The sequence below is a fragment of the Streptomyces sp. NPDC057682 genome (assembly GCF_042799575.1).
Taxonomy (GTDB): domain Bacteria; phylum Actinomycetota; class Actinomycetes; order Streptomycetales; family Streptomycetaceae; genus Streptomyces.
Window position 1 is genome coordinate 52956 of sequence record NZ_JBHVIN010000024.1, and the last position, 20459, is coordinate 73414.

General features: G+C 71.8%; 14 protein-coding genes. 10 read left to right on the forward strand and 4 right to left on the reverse strand.

What is annotated here, in order from left to right; all coding sequences use genetic code 11:
- The first annotated feature begins 3 nt into the window (after window positions 1-3).
- The 3 genes from ACFVDM_RS34230 to ACFVDM_RS34240 all read left to right on the forward strand — a co-directional run bounded on the left by ACFVDM_RS34230 (window position 4) and on the right by ACFVDM_RS34240 (window position 2655).
- The gene (locus tag ACFVDM_RS34230) at window positions 4-804 is read left to right on the forward strand and encodes a DUF1684 domain-containing protein (protein ID WP_383649870.1); all 801 of its coding nucleotides are present in this window, start codon (window positions 4-6) and stop codon (window positions 802-804) included.
- A gap of 242 nt (window positions 805-1046) precedes the next feature.
- Window positions 1047-1946 carry a S1 family peptidase gene (locus ACFVDM_RS34235; protein WP_383649875.1) on the forward strand — a complete coding sequence of 300 codons (900 nt, stop codon included), beginning with the start codon at window positions 1047-1049 and terminating at the stop codon, window positions 1944-1946.
- 229 nt (window positions 1947-2175) lie between these two features.
- Window positions 2176-2655 (forward strand): hypothetical protein, encoded by a 480-nt coding sequence (locus ACFVDM_RS34240; protein ID WP_383649880.1) that lies wholly within the window; start codon window positions 2176-2178, stop codon window positions 2653-2655.
- A gap of 13 nt (window positions 2656-2668) precedes the next feature.
- On the opposite strand, the gene ACFVDM_RS34245 is transcribed toward ACFVDM_RS34240, so the two are convergent.
- Window positions 2669-3595 carry a DUF4231 domain-containing protein gene (locus ACFVDM_RS34245; RefSeq protein WP_383649886.1) on the reverse strand — a complete coding sequence of 309 codons (927 nt, stop codon included), beginning with the start codon at window positions 3593-3595 and terminating at the stop codon, window positions 2669-2671.
- Between the two features lie 226 nt (window positions 3596-3821).
- Between ACFVDM_RS34245 and fxsA the strand changes: the two genes are divergently transcribed.
- From fxsA to fxsT, 4 genes are all read left to right on the forward strand, one after another.
- On the forward strand, window positions 3822-3989 hold the full coding sequence (fxsA, locus tag ACFVDM_RS34250) for an FxSxx-COOH cyclophane-containing RiPP peptide (protein WP_383649889.1): 168 nt from the start codon (window positions 3822-3824) through the stop codon (window positions 3987-3989).
- 76 nt (window positions 3990-4065) lie between these two features.
- Window positions 4066-6309, forward strand: coding sequence for a radical SAM/SPASM protein FxsBH, inactivated beta-hydroxylase extension form (gene fxsBH / locus ACFVDM_RS34255; protein WP_383649892.1), 2244 nt, complete (start codon window positions 4066-4068; stop codon window positions 6307-6309).
- A gap of 211 nt (window positions 6310-6520) precedes the next feature.
- Complete coding sequence (fsxC, locus tag ACFVDM_RS34260) at window positions 6521-7879, forward strand: FxsC protein (protein WP_383650140.1); 1359 nt, start codon at window positions 6521-6523, stop codon at window positions 7877-7879.
- Complete coding sequence (fxsT, locus tag ACFVDM_RS34265; protein WP_383649895.1) at window positions 7863-11795, forward strand: FxSxx-COOH system tetratricopeptide repeat protein; 3933 nt, start codon at window positions 7863-7865, stop codon at window positions 11793-11795. Before fsxC ends, fxsT begins: the two co-directional genes overlap by 17 nt.
- Before the next feature lie 38 nt (window positions 11796-11833).
- Here the strand turns inward: fxsT and ACFVDM_RS34270 are convergent, their stop codons facing one another.
- From ACFVDM_RS34270 to ACFVDM_RS34280, 3 genes are all read right to left on the reverse strand, one after another.
- Window positions 11834-12700 (reverse strand): alpha/beta fold hydrolase, encoded by an 867-nt coding sequence (locus tag ACFVDM_RS34270; protein ID WP_383649898.1) that lies wholly within the window; start codon window positions 12698-12700, stop codon window positions 11834-11836.
- Window positions 12701-12957: 257 nt separating this feature from the next.
- A complete protein-coding gene (locus tag ACFVDM_RS34275; protein WP_383649900.1) occupies window positions 12958-13440 on the reverse strand; it encodes a SitI3 family protein in 483 nt (160 codons plus the stop codon).
- A gap of 100 nt (window positions 13441-13540) precedes the next feature.
- On the reverse strand, window positions 13541-14581 hold the full coding sequence (locus ACFVDM_RS34280; RefSeq protein ID WP_383649903.1) for a DUF3533 domain-containing protein: 1041 nt from the start codon (window positions 14579-14581) through the stop codon (window positions 13541-13543).
- 157 nt (window positions 14582-14738) lie between these two features.
- On the opposite strand from ACFVDM_RS34280, the gene ACFVDM_RS34285 reads away from it, so the two are divergent.
- From ACFVDM_RS34285 to ACFVDM_RS34295, 3 genes are all read left to right on the forward strand, one after another.
- Window positions 14739-18293 carry a DNA polymerase III subunit alpha gene (locus ACFVDM_RS34285; protein ID WP_383649905.1) on the forward strand — a complete coding sequence of 1185 codons (3555 nt, stop codon included), beginning with the start codon at window positions 14739-14741 and terminating at the stop codon, window positions 18291-18293.
- Window positions 18290-19288 (forward strand): helix-hairpin-helix domain-containing protein, encoded by a 999-nt coding sequence (locus tag ACFVDM_RS34290; RefSeq protein WP_383649908.1) that lies wholly within the window; start codon window positions 18290-18292, stop codon window positions 19286-19288. The genes ACFVDM_RS34285 and ACFVDM_RS34290 overlap by 4 nt, the downstream gene beginning before the upstream one ends.
- Window positions 19289-19499: 211 nt before the next feature.
- Window positions 19500-20372 (forward strand): esterase/lipase family protein, encoded by an 873-nt coding sequence (locus tag ACFVDM_RS34295; protein ID WP_383649911.1) that lies wholly within the window; start codon window positions 19500-19502, stop codon window positions 20370-20372.
- The last annotated feature ends 87 nt before the right edge of the window (window positions 20373-20459 follow it).

Here is a 20459-nt window from a genome sequence, read left to right on the forward strand (position 1 = left end):
CCCATGAGCACGGAAGCGCAGACGCAGGCGGAACGGGACTGGAACCACTGGCACGAGGAGCGGACCGCGGCGGTCGCGTCGCCGTACGGGCCGCTCTCCCTCACCGGCACCCACTGGCTCTCCGACCACCCGGAGGGGCGAATTCCGGCCGTCCCGGGCCTCTGGCGGGAGGACGGCGACCGGATCGCGCTCACGGCGGGCCCCGAGGACGGGCTGACCGTCGACGGGGAACCCCTCACCGGGCAGGTCCTGCTCGGCGCCGACCGGGGGCCGATCGAGGAGTCCCGGCTGGCCGCGGGGCGGCGCAGGCTCGTGGTGCTGAGCCGTGAAGGGCTATGGGCGGTACGGGACTTCGACCCGGACGCGCCGGCCCGGCGGGCCTTCCGGACCATCGAGGCCACGCCCTACGACCCGCGCTGGAGCGTGCCGGGCACCTTCCGGCCGTACGGGACCGCGCACAGCGTGCGGGTGGAGAACGCGGACGGCGTCGAGCGCGGGCTGGGGCTCGGCGGGGAGATCGCCTTCACCCTGGACGGCACCCCGCACACCCTGCGGGTCGCGGTGGAGAACGACGGCTCGCTCTGGGCGGTCTTCGCGGACACCACCAGTGGGAACAGCAGCTACCGCTTCCGGTTCCTGCGGCCGGCCGCCCCGGCCGCGGACGGTTCGGTGACCGTCGACCTCAACCGCGCGCTGCTGCCGCCGTGCGCCTTCGCCGACCATTTCATCTGCCCCTTCCCGCCGCCCGGCAACACGCTCCCGGTGGCCGTCGAGGCGGGGGAGCGGCGGCGGATCGACGGCTGAGCGGCCTGGAGCGGAGGGCCCCGGCGGAGCGTTCTCCGCCGGGGCCCTCCGCTGTCCCGGACGGTGCGACCTCAGGCCAAAGGGCGGTCTTGCGCCGGAAGTTGACGCCTTGAATACTCCGCTGCAGCGCTTGTCAGGGACACGGCGGTTCCGGAATGCGGACGCGTGCCGTGCGCCTGACTGCGCCTCACGGGTCCGACCACCCCACAGGCGGACCCCCGACCCCCCTCGGGAGGGAACAAGTGAGGATCAAGCGCACCACCCCCCTCAGCGGTACCGCCAGACGCAGCCGGGCCGTCGCCCTGGCCGCCGGTCTCGTGGCGGTCGCCGCGCTCGCCGTCCCCAGCGCACAGGCCAGCACCACCGGTACGTACAGCGTGAACCAGCTCTCCGCCGCGAGCGACGCCGTGCTCGGCGCCGATGTGGCCGGCACGGCCTGGAACGTCGACCCGGTGACGAAGAAGGTCGTCGTCACCGCCGACAGCCGGGTCACCGACGCGCAGATCCGGCACATCAAGGAATCCGCCGGCGCCAACGCCGGGGCCCTGCGTGTCGAACGCACCTCCGGCACGTTCAGCAAGCTGCTCTCCGGCGGCGACGCCATCTACGCGCCCGGCTGGCGCTGCTCCCTCGGATTCAACGTCCGCAGCGGCAGCACGTACTACTTCCTGACGGCGGGCCACTGCACCGACGGCAACCCGCCCTGGTACACCAACTCCTCCAACACCACGTACATCGGTCCGACCGTCGGGTCGAGCTTCCCGAACAACGACTACGGCATCGTCCGGTACGACAACGCCTCCGTGGCCCACGCGGGCACCGTGGGCAGCGTCGACATCACCAGCGCGGCCAATGCCACGGTGGGGATGTCCGTCACCCGCCGGGGCTCCACCACCGGCATCCACAGCGGCAGCGTCACGGGGCTCAACGCCACGGTCAACTACGGCAACGGCGAGATCGTCTACGGCATGATCAGGACGAACGTCTGCGCCGAGCCCGGCGACTCCGGCGGTCCGCTGTACTCCGGCTCCAAGGCGATCGGCCTGACCTCGGGCGGCAGCGGCGACTGCAGTTCGGGCGGTACGACGTTCTTCCAGCCGGTCACCGAGGCGCTCAGCGCGTACGGCGTCAGCGTCTACTGACGCCGGGTCCGGCCGGCTCCGCGCTCCGGAGCCGGTCGAGCCTCGAATGCGCCGGTCGAACACCCCGAGCCCCCGCCCGAATTGCGGGCGGGGGCTCCCGCGGACCCCGCGGCTTTTGAGATGATGTGCCGCAGGACGGTCGCGCAGGAGCAACGGGGGCGGATGCTGTGCCGCCCGGAGGGATGCCCTCCGGGAACCCCCGGCAGACACCCCAGGGGGTTCCAGGTCCGTGAAACGCATCGGAGTGACCGGCCATCGCAGCATTCCGCAGGAGGTGCACGAGCATGTGCTCGCGACGATGCGGGCGGCGCTCGGCGGCATCGACGGCTGTGTGGAGGCGCTCTCCAGTCTGGCCGTCGGGGCCGACCAGATCTTCGCCGACCTCGCCCTCGCCCAGGGCGCCCGGCTGACCGCGGTCATCCCCAGCGGCGACTACGAGGACTGCTTCGCCGACGGCGCCGAACTGGCCCGCTACCGGGCCCTCAAGGCCCGTGCCGTACGCGAGGTCAGGCTCGACTTCCCGCACTCCACCGACGAGGCCTACTACGCGGCCGGCGCCTATATCGCCGACCACTGCGACCGCCTGCTCGCGGTCTGGGACGGTCGCCCCGCCCGGGGCCTCGGCGGCACCGGCGACATCGTCACCTATGCCCGCGGCCTCGGCCGCCCGGTCACGGTGATCTGGCGCGACGGGGTGGAGCGCGACTGACCCCGCCGGCCCGTCACATCTGGTGGCGGGCCAGCCAGTCGGTGTGCTGCGGGGAGACGATCCGCTCCGTCTCGAAGACCGCGCGCGGCCACTGCCGTTCGGTGAGCGTCGTCTCCATGGCCACCTGCATCGACTCCAGGTCCTTCTCCACCAGCGAGTGGGCCGAGATCAGCGGGTGGTGGCGGCGCATCTCCACCCAGGCGAGACAGGAGGCCGCCGCGGCGGAGAGCACCCCGGTCAGTGCGAAGGACTGCCCGGCCGAGAAGGCCCTGAACAGCGAGAGCAGCAGCGCGAGCGCCGTCAGCGCGGCGATCGTCGACGACCAGACGAGCGTGGCCCGCCGGGACACCTCCTGCCGCCTGCGGTACCAGGTGCGCTGCTCGATGAGCCGGTCGCGCACATAGGTCTCCTTGCGCACCGTGAATGCCTTGTCCCGCAATGCGCGCATGGAATCCGTGATCAGCCCGCCGGAATCCGCCGTGAGATCCCGGGGATCGGCCCACCCCACCTTCCGCAGCTCCTGAAGCCCCTCCTCCAGCCGGTTGGCGAACACGGCCTCCGGGTGCTGGGTGCCCGTATCGAAAGGTGAGCCATGCACGGAGTAGCGCCAGCACATCGATTTGATGAACTCCGCTGCGGACCGATTCAGTTGCCAATGCGACTTTGCTTTCCGCCGAGACGCCAGATACGTCGTCACCAGCACCCCCGCGTACGCCAACACCGCGACGAAGTCCGTGAGTTGGAGCCCCCCGGCCACCTCCGCCCGCCACGGCAGCGCGGCCGGCACCGTGCCCGCGACCAGCAGGATCAGCTGCCAGCGGGTCGTATTCACCGCCTCCCGCTGACGGGAGACCGCAATGGCGTCGGTGTGGTGAAACAGCTCCGGCAGATCAGCGTTCCTGAAGACCATGCTCTGCAGTGGTCCGGGAATCGCCGTCATGTTCGCTCCCGTCTGCGGTTATGTCGTCACCCAGATGGCGGAATCTTAAGTTCCGCTTGATCGGGGCCGGTCCCGTGTGACGCTCTCGTTCCAAGTCGGCGACCTCAGTTGCCAACCGAGGTCATGAGAGTAAAGTCGTGCCGCCGGACACTGCAATGGTGCAGGTACCAACGCTGGTTTCCTGTCCGGAACCATTCCATCGGAACGAATCCCCTCAAGGACGGCCGTGAAGACCATCGAATCCTCCCTCTCCTTCGCCGGTGCGAAGAAGAGCCGTGTGCCGCTCGCCGCGATCGACGCGCGTGGTGGCGAAGCCGCCAGGAAGCTCGGTCGGGTGCATGTCGCCTCCGCCGGCCGCCCCAGCCAGGCATCCACCTTCAACTCATCACTCTGACAACACCCGTATACGGAACTATCCGCCCGCGCGGCTGTCGTCCGGATCACCCTTCCGAGCTGGCTAGACTGGTGGAATGACAGGACCCCTGGTCCCTTTCCGTGAAGTCGTACTCAAGGTTCACAGCAGGTGCGATCTTGCCTGTGACCATTGCTATGTCTACGAACATGCAGATCAGAGCTGGCGAACCCGTCCGAAAACAATCTCTGACGAAGTCATCTTCAGGACTGCTCAGCGGCTGGCTGAGCATGCCAAGACACATGCACTGCCCTCCGTGTCAGTAATCCTGCACGGAGGGGAGCCTCTGCTGGCGGGCCCCGCCCGGCTGCGCCGGGTGTGCGAGGAGCTGACCGCCGCCTTCGACGGCGTCGCCGCGCTGGATCTCCGGATCCACACCAATGGCCTGCAGCTCAGCCCGCGCTATCTCGACCTCTTCTGCGAGTACGACGTCAAGGTGGGGATCTCCCTCGACGGCGACCGCACGGCCAATGACCGCCATCGGCGCTTCGCCGACGGACGCAGCAGCCATCCGCTGGTCCTCAGAGCGGTCGAACTGCTCCGGCAGGAGCGCTACCGCCATCTCTACCTCGGTCTGCTCTGCACGGTCGACATCCGCAACGACCCGCACGCGGTGCTCGACGCGCTCACGGAGCTCGAACCACCGCTGATCGACTTCCTGCTGCCGCACGCCACCTGGGACGATCCGCCGCTGCGGCCGGACGGTTCGCCCACGGCCTACGCCGACTGGCTCCTCGCGGTCCACGACCGCTGGCAGGAGCAGGGGTGCCCGGTGCCGGTGCGGATCTTCTCCTCGGTCGCCTCGACGCTGAACGGCGGCCCCAGTCTGACCGAATCGCTGGGCCTCGCCCCGACCGACCTCGTCGTCGTCGAGACGGACGGCCGGCTGGAGCAGGTGGATTCACTGAAGAGCGCCTACGAGGGCGCGGCGGCCACCGGCTTCGACGTGTTCTCGCACCCCTTCGACGAGGTCGCCGCCCACCCCGGGGTGCGCGCCAGGCAGCTCGGTCTGGCGGGCGTCAGCGAGACGTGTCGGTCCTGCCCCGTCGTACGTTCGTGCGGGGGAGGGCTGTACACCCATCGCTACGCCTCCACGGAGGAGGGCGACGGCTTCGACAACCCCTCGGTCTACTGCCAGGACCTCGCCGCGCTGGTGCGGGGCATCGAGGCCCGTACGCCGGTGTACGCGGTGGCTCCCGCCGTGACCGACCCCGGTGAACTGCTCGCGGCCCAGGAGGACCTGACCCGCACCCTGCTCGCCCGGCTCCACGCCGATCTGGACGGCAGGGGCGGCGCGCCCTGGGCGGCGGCCTGGGAGCTGGCGGGCGTGCTGGAGGGCTCGCCCGAGGGCGCCGGGGCGCTGGACTCCGTGCTCGCCCACCCGTACGCGCGCACCCGGCTGCTCGACGCGCTGGACGCCCTGCACGAGGAACGGCCGGACGCCGTGGACGGGGCCGTGGACGGGGTGCGGGCCCTGTTGGCCGCCGCCGTCGTGCGCGCCGGTCTCGACGGGCTCCGGGCGCCGGTCTCCCTCCGCGACGGCGAGGTCGTCCTGCCCTCCGTCGGCCGGCTCACGGTCGCCGGTCCCGACGGGAACGGCACCGTGCTGCTGCGCGCGGCCGGCGGCGGGTTCCTGGTGGCCCCCCCGGCCGGCGGCCCCGAACGGCGGATCCGGCACACCGGCACGGCGGAGCCCGGCTGGCTGCCGGTGCGCGCGTTCGCCGCGCCCGGGGACCTGCCGGGCGGCGGCTTCGTGATCGACGACCTCGACCCGTACCGCGACTGCTTCGCCGCACCCGCCGCCACGCTCGACGCGGCGTCCGCCGAGCGACTGGGTGCCGCACTCGCGGCCGCCCGCGCCCTCGTCGAGGAGCGGGCCCCCGCCTTCGGCGCGGCCTGCGCCGACCTCCCGTTCGTCTTCACCCCGCTCACCGGCACGGAGCCGGGCGAACCCCAGGTGGGCCGGCATGGATACGGTGCGCTGGGCATCGGCGCGGACGAGCGTGCGGACACCCTGGCACTCGCCCTGCTGCGCGGTGTCCGCCGGGCGAGAATCCGCGCACTCACGGACGTCACGGATCTTTACGCGGCGGACGGCTCCTGGGACCATCGAATGCCCTGGGGGGAGGAATTGGTTCCGTTTTCCCGGCTGTTGTCGGAGACCTATGAGCGGATCGCGCTCGCCGCATTCGACGCGCGCTACCGGGACGGGGTCGCCCAGGCACTCGACGCCTTGGAGGGGGCCGCCGAACTCACCATCGGCGGAAAGCATCTGCTGGCCCTGATGCGAAAAGAATTCTGAATCCTGGATTCCGGTTCGAGGGGAGTGGTGCGGGGGAGGCGGACAACTGGGAGGAACGGTCGCAGACCCCACGCGATCACGCGTGCGACTGCGAGGGTCGGGGAACGGATGACTGAAAAGTGGCGTTGAATGACCGAACGCCATGGGGGTGGAGCAAGGTCCGCTCCGGAATGATGAATTCGCTCGCATTCACTTCACTCCTCGGGTGCGGGTGCTCACACAGGACGGGGGTCGTGTGCACGGGACGACGCAGCAGCGAGCGGCGGACCATCGGCCGTACTTCTTCTTGAGTTACGCCCATACACCGGGGTACGGCGGTGGCACGGACCCCGATATGTGGGTCGAGCGGCTCTTCCAGGATCTCTGCGGCCATGTGATGGCCATGACCGATCTGCCGGCCGGCGCCCCCGCGGGCTTCATAGACCGCGAGATACGCTCCGGCGAGGGCTGGTCGGAACGGCTCGGAGAGGTGCTCGCCACCTGCCGGGTGTTCGTACCGCTGTTCTCGCCGCGTTACTTCGCCAGTGAGATGTGCGGCAAGGAGTGGTACGCGTTCGCCCAGCGCGCCATCCACCACCGGGCCCGCTCCAACCAGCCGGCCGAGGCGATCGTCCCGGCCCTCTGGGTGCCCGTGCCGCCCAGCCAGCTGCCCGGACCCGCCGAACGATTACAGTTCAACCACCGTGATTTCGGGGACCGTTACGTCAGTGACGGACTCTACGGACTGATCAAGCTCAAACTCTTCAACGAGGAGTACGAGCGCGCCGTCTACGAACTCGCCAAACGCATCGTCAGCGTCGCCGACACGGTACGGCTCGGCACCGGCCGGCCCGTCGACTACCGGCTCGCCCCCAGCGCCTTCGGCTCGGCCGGCGGCGGGGCGGGCGGCCCCCGCCCGATGCAGGTCACTATCGCCGCCGCCACCCGCCACGACCTGCCCGAGGGCCGCAACGCCGACTACTACGGCGACAACCCGCAGGACTGGAACCCCTACCACCCCGACGCCGCCCGGCCCCTGGCCTATGTCGCCGAGGACCTGGTGCGCTCCCTCAACTACCAGGCCACCATCGCCTCCTTCGACGAGGACCCCGGCCCGCCCGGCATCAAGCAGGGACCCGCCACCCCGGAGATCCTGCTCGTCGACCGCTGGGCGCTCCGCGACGAGGAGCGCTGCCGCAGACTCGCCGCCTTCGACGCCGAGCACCGCCCCTGGGTGACGATGATCGTCCCCTGGAACCGCGACGACCACGAGAGCCGGGCGGCCGAGGCCGAACTGACCGCCAAGCTGGAGCGGACCATGCCCACCAAGATGCGCCAGGGCCGCGCCTACTGCCGGGCCGCCGCCAAAGGCGTACCGAGCATGGAGGCCTTCGGCCAGATCCTGCCGCAGGTGGTCGAGGTCGCCGCCCAGCAGTACCTCAGACACGCGGCCGTCTATCTGCCCGCCACCGGCGGCGGAGGCCCCACCGAACGGACACGGCTGATGGGACCGATGGCGCAGACCCAGTACATCCCCGAGACACATGACGCTGCGACGGATGCGGAGGACACGGATGACGGCCGGTCGTGACGGGCGCATCGTCACCTTCTACTCGTACAAGGGCGGCACCGGGCGCACCATGGCCCTGGCCAACACCGCCTGGATCCTCGCCGCCAACGGCAAGCGGGTCCTGGCCGTCGACTGGGACCTGGAGGCGCCCGGACTCCACCGGTTCTTCCACCCCTTCCTCGACCCGTCGACGCTCGGCGCCACCACCGGCGTCATCGATCTGATCACCGAGTACGCCTGGGCCGCCACCAGCCCGGTGCAGCGGGCCGACGACTGGCACCGCGACTACGCGCGGATCCAGCCGCACGCGGTCTCGCTCACCCCCGAGGCGCTCGGCTGGGAGTTCCCCCAGGGCGGCACGCTCGACTTCGTCTCCGCCGGACGGCAGAACCGCGAGTACTCCGCGACCGTCTCCACCTTCGACTGGGACAACTTCTACGACCGGCTCGGCGGCGGCCACTTCTTCGACGCGCTGCGCGAGGACATGAAGGCCAACTACGACTACGTCCTCATCGACAGCCGTACCGGCCTCAGCGACATCGCCGACATCTGCACCGTCCACCTGCCCGACGTCCTCGTCGACTGCTTCACCCTCAGCGACCAGTCCATCGACGGCGCCGCCTCGGTCGCCCGGCAGATCTCCGAGCGGTACACCGGCCGCCCCATCTCCATCTTCCCCGTCCCGATGCGCATCGACGAGGGCGAGAAGGAGAAGGCGGACGCCGGCCGCGCGCTGGCCCGGCTGAAGTTCGACCGGCTGCCGCGCGATCTGTCGGGCGACGAACTCACCGCCTACTGGGGCGCGGTGGAGATTCCGTACCGCCCCTACTACGCCTACGAGGAGACCCTGGCCACCTTCGGGGACGAGGCCGGGCTCACCAACTCGCTGCTCTCCGCCTTCGAGCGGCTCACCGCCGTCATCACCGACCAGCAGATCACCGCGATGCCGCCGGTCGGGGAAGAGGTGCGGCTGCGCATCCGGGACGCCTTCACCCGGCGCAGGCCCGCGCTGCCCGCCGATCTCTTCCTCAGCTATGTGGCGGAGAACCGGATGTGGGCCGACTGGATCGAGTCCGTCCTGACCCGGGCCGGGTTCCGCGTCGTGCCCCGTGACGTCTCCGCCGACCGGGAACCCCAGGACACCGGGGTCACCTCGGAGAACGCCGCCCGCACCGTGGTGCTGCTCTCCAGCGCCTACCTCAAGTCGCAGCGCGCGGTGAACCTCTGGGACCGGGCCGTCGCCGAGGACCCGGGCGGCGGGCGACGCCATCTGCTGCCGCTCAGGGTCGGCGACGTCCGGCTCTCCGCGCCCTACATCGACCGCAACCCCGTCGATCTGTTCCGGCTCGACGAGGTGCACGCCACGGCCGCCCTGTTACGCGCACTGGACCGGCCGGTGCAGCTCACCGACGCCGTCTCGCCCGGCCCGCGCTTCCCCGGCACCGTCCCCCGGATCTGGAACGCGCCGCCGCGCAACCCCGGCTTCACCGGCCGCTCCCTGGTCCTGGAGCGGATGCGCGACCAGCTCGGCGGCGGCATGGCGGTCGTCCTGCCGCAGCCGCAGACCCTGTACGGACTCGGCGGCGTCGGCAAAACCCAGGTCGCCCTGGAGTACGTCCACCGGTTCATGGCCGACTACGACCTGGTCTGGTGGATATCGTCCGAGCAGACCGACGACGTGGTCGCCGGTCTCGCCGAACTCGCCGTCCGGCTCGGGGCCCAGGGCGGCGACGACATGGCGGCCGCCTCTCAGGAGGCCGTCGACCTGCTGCGGCGGGGGGTGCCGTCGGACCGCTGGCTGCTGGTCTTCGACAACGCCGACGATCCCGAACGGCTCCGCCGCTACTTCCCGCAGGGCGGTTCCGGCCACATCCTGGTCACCTCCCGCAACCAGGCCTGGTCGCAGCACGGCGACGCGCTGCCGGTCGACGTCTTCCTGCGCGAGGAGTCCATCGAGCACCTCCAGCGCAGGGCGCCGGGGCTGAGCGACGAGGACGCCGCCCAGGTGGCCACCGCGGTGGGCGATCTGCCGCTCGCCGTCGAGCAGGCGGCGGCGTGGATCGCGGAGACCGCCACCCCGATCGACACCTACCTGGAGATGCTGGCCCAGCAGGCCCCCGAGGTCCTGGCCCTCAACCAGCCGGCCGGCTACCCCGAGCCGGTCGCCGCGACCTGGAACATCTCCATCCAGCGCCTCAAGGAGCGCTCGCCCGCGGCGGTGCGGCTGCTCCAGCTCTGCGCCTTCTTCGCACCCGAGCCGATCTCGGGGAACCTCCTGTACAGCAAGGAGATGATCGAGGCGCTGAAGCCGTACGACGCCTCGCTCCAGGAGAAGCTGGTGCTGGGCCGGGTCATCCGGGAGATCGGCCGGTTCGCCCTGGCCAAGGTCGACCAGGTCTCCAACTCCATCCAGGTGCACCGGCTGGTCCAGGCCGTCATCCGGGCCCAGCTCACCGAGGAGGAGCAGCAGGACGCCCGGCACGCGGTCCACCGGATCCTGGCGGGTGCCCGCCCCGATGACGACGAACCGATCGACAACCCCGCCAACTGGCCGCAGTTCGCGACGATATGGCCGCACCTCGGCCCGTCCGACGCCCGCAACTGCAAGGAGCCCGAGGCCCGCAGGCTGCTGATCGACCGGGTGCGCTATCTGTGGAAGCGCGGTGACTTCAGGACGGCGAGCACGCTCTGCGAGGAGCTGCGCGAGATCTGGCGCGAGACGCTGGGCGAGCGGGACATCCAGTACCTCTACCTCTGCTTCCACCTCTCCAACCTCTACCGCTCGCGCGGCCGGTACGTGGAGGCGAGGGAGCTCGACGAGATCACCCTGACCACCCAGCGCGAGGTGCTGGGGCCGGAGCATCCGCACACGTACATGAGCACCAGCAGCCTGGCCACCGACCTCGGCACGCTCGGCGAGTACACCAGGGCGATCGAGCTGGCGACGGAGGCCACCGAAGGGTTCAACCAGATCTTCCACGAATCGCACCCCAGGGCGCTGGCCGCGGCCAACAACCTGGCCTTCACCCTGCGGTCCATCGGCCAGTACGCGAGGGCCCGCGAGATCGACCAGGACGTCTTCGACCGGCGGCGGGAGGTACTGGGCGAGGAGCATCCGTACAGCCTCTCCTCGGCCATGAACCTCGCCCGCGACCTGCGGGACGTCGGCCGGTACGAGGACTCGGTCGGCATCCTCAGCCGGACCTACGACAGCTACAAGGCGACGCTCGGCCGGTCCTTCCCCGGCACGCTCAGCGCGGCCAAGAGCCTCGCGGTCTCGCTGCGCCGGGCCGGCCGGCTGGAGGACGCCCGCCGTCTGACGGTGGCGACCCGGGCCCGCTACCGGGCCAAGTACACCTCCGCCAACCCGGAGTCGCTGGCCTGTGACCTCAATCTGGCCGCGGACCTGTTCGCGGCGGGCGAGGCGGAGGAGGCGCGGGACACCGCGCAGGAGGTCGTCGACCAGTACATGAAGGTGCCGGGGGAGAAGCACCCGTACACCCTGGCGGCCCTGAACAACCTGGGGGTGTACCTCTCGGGCACCGGCGCGGCCGAGGAGTCGGAGATCGTGCTGACCCGGGTGGTCGCCTCGATGCGCGAGGTGTACGGGCCGGAGCACCCCAACACGCTGTTCAGCGTGATGAACCTGGCCAATGCCACGGCGGACCGGGGTGATCTGGACCTGGTGCTGACGACCGAACGACGGCTGACGGTGCAGTTCCGGGACGCCCTGGGCGCGCATCATCCGGAGACGCTGTCCATGAAGTCGAACATGGCGGTCACGCTCGACGCGATGGAACGGGGCGACGAGGCGGCCCAGGTCAGGGCCGAGGCGGTCGAGGAACTGTCCCGGCAGCTCGGTGACGACCATCCGCTGACCCGGATCGCCCGGGACGACAGCAGGTTCCAGCGCGAACTGGAACCGCAGGCGGTGTGAGGAGGGGAGCGCCCGGTTCCGCCGGGCGCTCCCGGCCCTCAGGTGTCCAGCAGCCAGTTGAGGATGCGGGGCAGGGCGTGCAGCGCGTCGAAGTGCGCGGCCGCCGGTTCCACCACGACCGTGGCGCCGGGGATGCGGCTCGCCAGCCAGCGGGTGTGCGAGACCGGTGAGAACACGTCCTTCTCGCCGTGCCACAGCAGCACCGGGCCGGTGATGGAGGCGGGGTCGAAGCCCCAGGGATGGCTGAACGCGAGGGCGTCGTCGATCCATCCGTACGCCGAGGTCCGCAGCCCCTCGCTGTAGTTGCGCAGCAGCATCGTGCGCACCCCGGCGTCGTTGACCACCATCCGGTCGGAGTCGGTCAGCTCCCGCCGCAGATCGTCGATCAGCCGGACCGGGTTGTGCCGGATCACCGCGGACCGCGAGATGAAGGACTGCGCGAGCCCGTCGGGGTCGGCGGTCGCCGTGGTGTAGGCCAGCACATTGGAGGGCGCCATCCCCTCGAACCAGTCGAGCCCCTCGGCGTCCCGGGGTGCCAGGCCGACCAGGGCGGCGGTCCGGGTGACCCGGTCGGGCATCAGCGCGGCGCAGGCCAGGGCGTGCGAGGCCCCGCCCGACCGCCCCACCACCGCGAAGCGGTCGAGGCCGATGTGGTCGGCGATGGCGCGGACGTCCTGGACGGCGTCGGCGACACAGCGTCCGGGCAACCGGTCGGAGTCGCCGTAGCCCGGCCGGTCGTAGGTGATCAGCTGTGTCTTGCGCTGGTAGAGCACCATGCCGCGCGGCGCCGGGCCGAGTCTGCTGCCGGGCATCCCGTGCAGCAGGAAGACCGGTCTGCCGCGGGGATCCCCCAGCCGCTCCACCACCAGTTGCCGCCCATCGGCCGCGCGCACGCGACTGCGCACTCGGTGCCTCCTCGCGAATCATGCGGACACGGCGCGTGTCCGGCTTTCCCCGCTCCACTAGATGATGACCCATCAAAGTCGTTACGGGGATGGCGCGTGGAGAGAAACTGGGAGGCCTTGAGGTGGTGCGTCGCGCCCGCGCGCGGGGTGTGCGGCGGGAATGTGCGGGGGGAATGTGGGGTGTGTGTATGCGGGGCGCGGCGGGGTTGCCGGGAAGGGCGGTGCGGCGGCATGAGGGCCGAGCCGCGGTGCGCGTGTCACTCCTGGGCGAACTCGTGGGTGGCACGGCGGAAGGGCTGAGAAACGGCGGCGAGACGGTGGGGCGGCCACAGGTCGTCGCGCTCGTTGAGGCTCAGCTCGGGACCCCGCCGTAGCAGCCAGATGACCTCGAACTGGAAGTGCAGTACGGCGTCGCCCGGCGTCCGGTTCAGCAGCCCGGAGACCAGCCGGATCATGTCGTCCTGTTGGTCCACGTAGTCACCGGCCCTGCCGAGTTGGAACACCGCCGCTACCGTCGGGGTGAACCCCAGGTCCTCGATCACGGGATTCCACGGCTGCGGGGTCTCCGTGCCCACACGGACCCAGGTGCCTTTCGTGGTCAGCGCGCCGTCGTCGAGGAGCAGCCGAGGGGTGAGGGAATCGTCGAAGAGCCCTGCGGATCGTGCGACGTCGCAGAGCTCACGGGCGACCTGTGAAGCGGTCAGCTCCGTCGCCAGATCGAGGTTGTAGGAGATGCTCATGCGGATCGCCCTTTCGGCCGTCCAGGGGGACGGATGCGGAATGCTGCCGTACCGCATCAGGGTGGGCCCAGGTCGTCCGCGTGCAAAGCCCCCGCCCCGGTTACGCCGGCGTCGTGCCCCCCTCCGGTCCCGTCGTCGTCGGAGCCGCGTCCGGTTTTCTGCGCATGGCCATCAGGAGGTTGACGGCGGTGCCGGCGACCGCCCAGGCGGAGAGGACCAGGAGGGGGCCGGTGACGGCGTTGCCGCGGAAGTAGGCGATGGAGCGGGCGGTCCAGGTGCCGGCGCCGGGGGGCAGGGCGGGGCCGATCGCGCGCCAGAAGTCGGGGAGCATAGGGAGGGGGAAGGCGCCGCCGGCGCTCGGGTTGCCCGCGATGACGACGATCAGGACGGCGAGGCCGATGCCGACGATGCCGGTGAGGGCCTCCAGGGCGAGGGTGATCATGCCGACGGCGAAGACGGTCAGTGCGCCCAGGCCGGACAGGCCCCAGAAGCTGCCGGGCAGGGCGCCGAGGATCGGGCCGATGATGAGCGCGCCGCCGATGCCGCCGGCGATCGAGTACAGGGCCATGACGCCGGTGCGGATCACCGCGCGCCGGCGGTTGGCGGGGCGGGTGCCGGCGCTGATCGCGAGGATCGAGGCGCAGAGGTAGCCGCCCACGCACCAGCCGACGACGAGGTAGAAGGACGAGAGCCCGTCGAAGTCCTCGTCCGAGGCCGGGGCGACGTCCACGGTGCGCACCGTGCGGTGCTGGGGGAGCTCGGCCGCTTTGACGATCCTGTTCAGTGACTCGGCCAGTACCGTGCCGCCGCCGGAGGCGACCAGCAGGGTGTCGCGCGTGCTCCTGGGGTCGACGATCAGGGCGCCGTCGAGTTCGCGGTCGAGGATCTGCTGCCGGGCGGCGGCCGCGTCGGTGACCGTACGAGGGTCCAGGGGGCCGCCGGGCAGGTCCTGCAGCGCGGTGACGAGCTGGGCCGACGCCTGCTGGGGTGCGACGACGCCGAACGGGACGTCCGTGGGCTTCGGCTTGTGGAGCGCCCCCACGTACGAGGCGATGAACAGCAGCTGGAGTGCCAGTACGCCGAGGACGAGCAGAGTGGCCCGTGGAGTGACGGCGTTCTTCACCTCGTCAGCGAAAGTCATGCCCCCACGGTCCGGCGTGCCCGGCGTTCACGCAGGCGGGGCCGGGCCGAATGGCTGAGAGGGGGGAGCCCCGCTCGCGTATCGTACGAATGTTCGAAACTTGGTCTATGGTGGAGAGCGAGGGGGTGGTGAGTACGGATTGGTTCAGGAGGTGCGGGTGCCCGGGTTCACGCATCTGCATACCGTTTCCGGGTTCTCCTCGCGCTACGGCGCCTCGCATCCGGGGCGGCTGGCGGAGCGCGCCGCCGAACGGGGGATGGACGCCCTCGCGCTGACCGACCGCGACACCCTGGCGGGCGCGGTCCGCTTCGCGAAGGCCTGTGAGCGGGAGGGGATCCGGCCGCTCTTCGGGGTGGAGCTCGCGGTGGCACCGGACCCGCGCGTGAACGGCGGGGGAGCCCCGCGCGCGGGAGGCGGCGGGCGGCCGGGCGTCGAGTCCGGTGGGTCGCCGGGCGCCGGGGCCGGCGGGCGGACGCCGCGACCGCGTACCCCGGCCCGCGGGGGTGCCTTTGTCGATGAATCGGCTCCTCGTGTCACCTTCCTCGCCCGTGACGGGGCCCTCGGCTGGGCCGGGCTGTGCCGGCTGGTCACCGCCGCCCACGCCGATGTGCCCGATGGGAGCCGCCCCCTGCTCGCCCGCTCCGCGCTGCCCGCCGAAGGGCTCACCGTGCTGCTCGGCCCCGCCTCCGAGGTGGGCCGGGCGCTGAGTGCCGGCCGCCCCGACCTGGCCGCCGCGCTGCTCGCCCCCTGGCGCGAGCTGTACGGCGACGGCCTGCGGCTGGAGGCCGTCCACCACGGCCGCGACGGCACCGGGCCCGGTTCGCTGCGGCTCGCCGCCCGTACCGTCGGCTTCGCCGCCGAACAGGGGGTGCGGGCCGTGCTGACCAACGCCGTCCGGTACGCCGACCCCGGGCAGGGCCCGGTCGCCGATGTGCTCGACTCCGCCCGCCGGCTGGTTCCGGTCGACCCGCGCCGCGCCCCGCTCGACAGCGGTGAGCGCTGGCTCAAGGACGCCCGCGCGATGGCGGAGACCGCCGAGCGGATCACCTCCGCCGCCGGTCTCGCCCCCGGCGCCGGGGCCGGACTGATCGAGGAGACCCGGCGCACCGCCGACGCCTGCGTCGTCGCCCCCGGGGCCGACCTCGGCATCGGCTCCGTCCACTTCCCCGAACCGCGCCTGGTCGGCGCGGACCGGCGTACCGCCCAGCGGGTCCTGGCCTCGCGCGCCGCGGCCGGCATGGTGCTGCGCGGCTACGACCGCAGGCCCGCGTACTGGGAGCGGATGCACCACGAGCTGGACATCATCGCCCACCACGGGTTCGCCTCCTACTTCCTCACCGTCGCCCGGGTGGTCGACGACATCCGGGAGATGCGGGTGCGGGTGGCCGCCCGGGGCTCCGGGGCCGGCTCGCTGGTCAACCACCTCCTCGGCATCGCCCACGCCGACCCGGTCGAGCACGGACTGCTGATGGAGCGCTTCCTGTCCAAGCGCCGCTTCGTGCTCCCCGACATCGACATCGACGTCGAATCGGCCCGCCGCCTCGACGTCTACCGCGCGATCATCGGCCGCTTCGGCACCGAACGGGTCGCCACCGTCGCCATGCCCGAGACCTACCGGGTGCGCCACGCCATCCGGGACGTCGGCGCCGCGCTCTCCATGAACCCGGCCGAGACCGACCGGCTCGCCAAGGCCTTCCCGCACATCCGGGCCCGCGACGCCCTCGCGGCCATGGAGGAACTGCCCGAACTGCGCGAGGTGGCACGGGAGAAGGAGAAGTACGGACGGCTCTGGGAGCTGGTGGAGGCGCTGGACGCGCTGCCGCGCGGGACCGCCATGCACCCGTGCGGGGTCCTCCTCTCGGACGCCACGCTGCTGGACCGCACCCCCGTCGTGCCCACCAGCGGCGAGAACTTCCCGATGTCCCAGTTCGACAAGGAGGACGTGGAGGACCTGGGGCTGCTCAAGCTCGATGTGCTCGGAGTGCGGATGCAGTCGGCGATGGCGCACGCGGTCGCCGAGGTGAAGCGGGTCTCCGGGCGCGAGGTGGATCTGGACGGCGTGGAGCCGGGCGACCCCGAGACGTACCGGCTGATCAGGACCGCCGAGACGCTGGGCTGCTTCCAGATCGAGTCGCCCGGCCAGCGCGATCTGGTGGGCAGGCTCCAGCCCGCGGACTTCCACGATCTGGTGGTCGACATCTCGCTGTTCCGGCCGGGTCCGGTCGCCGCCGACATGGTGCGCCCGTTCATCGAGGCCCGGCACGGCCGGACGCCGGTCCGCTATCCGCACCCGGACCTGGAGGAGCCGCTGCGCGAGACGTACGGCGTGGTGGTCTTCCACGAGCAGATCATCGAGATGGTCCATCTGATGACCGGCTGCGGCCGGGACGAGGCCGACCGGGTCAGGCGCGGGCTCTCCGACCCCGAGTCGCAGGGCCGGATCAGGGTCTGGTTCGCCCGGCACGCGGCGGCGCGGAAGTACGGGGCGGAGGTGATCGCCCGTGCCTGGGAGATCATCGAGGCGTTCGGCAGTTACGGCTTCTGCAAGGCGCACGCGGTCGCCTTCGCCGTGCCGACGTACCAGTCGGCCTGGCTGAAGGCGCACCACCCGGCGGCCTTCTACGCCGGGCTGCTCACCCACGACCCCGGGATGTACCCGAAGCGGCTGCTGCTGGCGGACGCGCGGCGGCGCGGGGTGCCGGTGCTGCCGCTGGATGTGAACCGGTCGGCGGCCGCTCATCAAATCGAACTGGTGTCTGACGAAAGGGGAAGGGAAGGGCGCTGGGGGCTGCGGCTCGCGCTCTCGGACGTCCACGGCATCAGCGGGGCCGAGGTCGCCCGGATCGAGGCCGGACAGCCGTACACCTCGCTGCTGGACTTCTGGCAGCGGGCCCGCCCCGGCCGCCCGGCCGCCGAACGGCTGGCCCAGGTCGGCGCGTTGGACGCGTTCGGCGCCAACCGCCGCGATCTGCTGCTGCATCTGTCCGAACTGCACCGCGCCCAGCGCGGCGCGGGCTCCGGGGCGCAGCTCCCGCTCGGCGGCGGCCACCGCACCGGTTCGCTCGGCCTGCCCGACCTCAACGAGGCGGAACGGCTCAGCGCCGAACTGGGCGTGCTGAGCATGGACGTCTCGCGCCATCTGATGGGCGATCACCGGGCGTTCCTGGAGGAGCTGGGCGTGGTCAGTGCCCAGCGGCTGCGCGAGGCGAGGCACGGGGACACCGTGCTGGTCGCGGGCGCCAAGGCGGCGACCCAGACCCCGCCGATCCGCTCCGGCCGCCGGGTCGTCTTCACCACCCTGGACGACGGTACGGGCCTGGTCGACCTGGCCTTCTTCGACGACAGCCACGCCGCCTGCGCCCACACCGTCTTCCACTCCTGGCTGCTGCTGGTGCGGGGGGTGGTGCAGCGGCGCGGGCCGCGCAGTCTGAGCGTGGTCGGCGCGGCCGCCTGGAACCTGGCGGAGCTGGCCGAACTCCGCCGCACCGGCGGGCTCGACGCGGTCGCGGACCGGCTGGCGCGGCCCTCAGGGACGGCGGCGGCCGGCGAGGAGGGCGGCGCCCCGGAGGAACCGGCCGCCGACGACGGCGGACGGCGGATCAGGATGCCCACCGGGTACGAGATGAACCCCTGGGCCGATCTCCGGCCGGCCGGTGAAGGGGCGCCGACCGGAAGGAAGTTGTGGCACCAGAGCCCGGGGAGCGCGGGATGAGCGGGCCGGCCGGCATCCTCTGCCTGCGCTTTCGCACGGTCGACGGCGACCCCCCGGACGGCGCCGGTTACGCCGGACTGCTCGCGCTGCTCGGCTCGTTCACCCCGCTCGTCGAGGCGGCGCCGCCGGACGGGGCGCTCGCCGATGTGCGCGGCGCCCTGCGCTACTTCGGGCGCGATGTGGCCGGGCTGGCCTCGGTGATCCGGGTCCGCGCCCTGGCCCTGCACGGGGTGGACTGCGCGATCGGAGCGGCCGGCAACCCCATGCTGGCCCGGATGGCGGCGCGCCGGGCCGTTCCGGGGACGACCTTCGTGGTGCCCGCCGGGGAGGAGGCGGCCTTCCTCGCCGACCGGCCGGCCGCCGCGCTGGACGGGGTCGGACCGGCGACGGCCCGTGCCCTGTGCGGCTACGGGCTCGACTCCGTCGGCCGGATCGCGGCCGCCCCGCTCGGCACCCTCCAGCGGATCACCGGGGTGCGGACCGGCCGCGAGCTGTGGGAGCGGGCGCAGGGCATCGACCGCAGCGCCGTCGTGCCGGACGCCGCAGCCCGTTCCCTCGGCGCCGACCGGACCTTCCCGCGCGACGAACTGGACCGCGAGCGGCAGCGGCGCGCGCTCATGTCGCTCACCGAGGAGCTGGGGGCGCGGATGCGCGGTACGGGACAGGTGTGCCGCTCGCTCGCGGTCTCCGTACGCTGCGCCGACCGGACCGGTTACGCGACGCTGACCCGCAGTCGTGCGCTCCGGGAGCCCACCGCGCACTCCGCGGACCTCACCGCGCTCGCCTACCGGATCCACGACTCCTTCGGTCTGCAACGGGCCCGGGTGCGGGGGATCGCGCTGCGCGCCGAGGGGCTCGGGGACGCCGGGCGGGCCGCGCACCAGCTGACCTTCGATCCGGTGGACGAGCGGGCGCGGCGGATCGAGGCGGTCGCGGACCGGCTGAGGGAGCGGTTCGGGCCGAGGGCCGTGATGCCGGGGCGGCTCGCGGCCTGATCGGTGCGCCGGACTCCCCTGGAGGGCGGGGCGGGGCGTGCGTCCGCGCCGTGGGAGCGAACATTTTTTACCGACGCGTAACTTCCCAGAGGACCCTACTCCTGCGTAATTTGGCATGAGCACGCCGAATCTCGCGTGCCGCAGAACCCGTGGTCCGGGCCGCAGGGCGCACAGACATCGCACCTCCCTCGAGCCGCAAGGAGACCGCACGATGCCGTCCCGAACCCGCGCGCCGCGCACCCGTACCGTCCTCGCCGCACTGCTCCTCGCCGTCGCCGCCGCCGTCCCCACGGCGACCGCCGCGACGGCCGCCCCCGCCGCCGCCTCCCGAGGCTGGAACGACTACTCCTGCACCCCGTCGGCGGCGCACCCCCGCCCCGTCGTCCTCGTCCACGGAACCTTCGGGAACTCCGTCGACAACTGGCTGGTCCTCGCGCCCTACCTGGTCGAACGGGGCTACTGCGTCTACTCGCTCGACTACGGGCAACTGCCCGGCGTGCCGGTCTTCAACGGCCTCGGCCCCGTCGAGCAGTCGGCCGGACAGCTCGCCGCCTTCGTCGACAAGGTCCTCGCCGCCACCGGCGCGTCCGAGGCGGACCTCGTCGGCCACTCCCAGGGCGGCATGATGCCGAACTACTACCTCAAGTTCCTCGGCGGAGCGGCCAGGGTCAACGCCCTCGTCGGGCTCGCACCCGACAACCACGGCACCACGCTCCTCGGCCTGACCAAGCTGCTGCCGTACTTCCCCGGCGCGGCGTACCTGCTCGAAGCGGGCACGCCCGGACTCGCCGACCAGGTCGCCGGATCCCCCTTCGTCACCAAGCTCAACTCGGTCCCCGACACCGTCCCGGGAGTGCGCTACACCGTCATCTCCACCCGGTACGACGAGGTCGTGACGCCGTACCGGACCCAGTTCCTGGACGGACCCGGTGTGCGCAACGTCCTGCTCCAGGACCTGTGCCCGCTCGACGTGTCCGAGCACGTGGCGATCGGCACCGTCGACCGGATCGCCTTCCACGAGGTGGCGAACGCCCTCGACCCGGCACACGCCACTCCGACCACCTGCGCCTCGGCCATCGGCTGAGTCCGGGGGCCCGACCGAATCCGGTCCGGGCGGGCGTGGCCGGTTCCCGCCCGGACCGGCACCACTGTCAGTGGCGGATGGCACGAT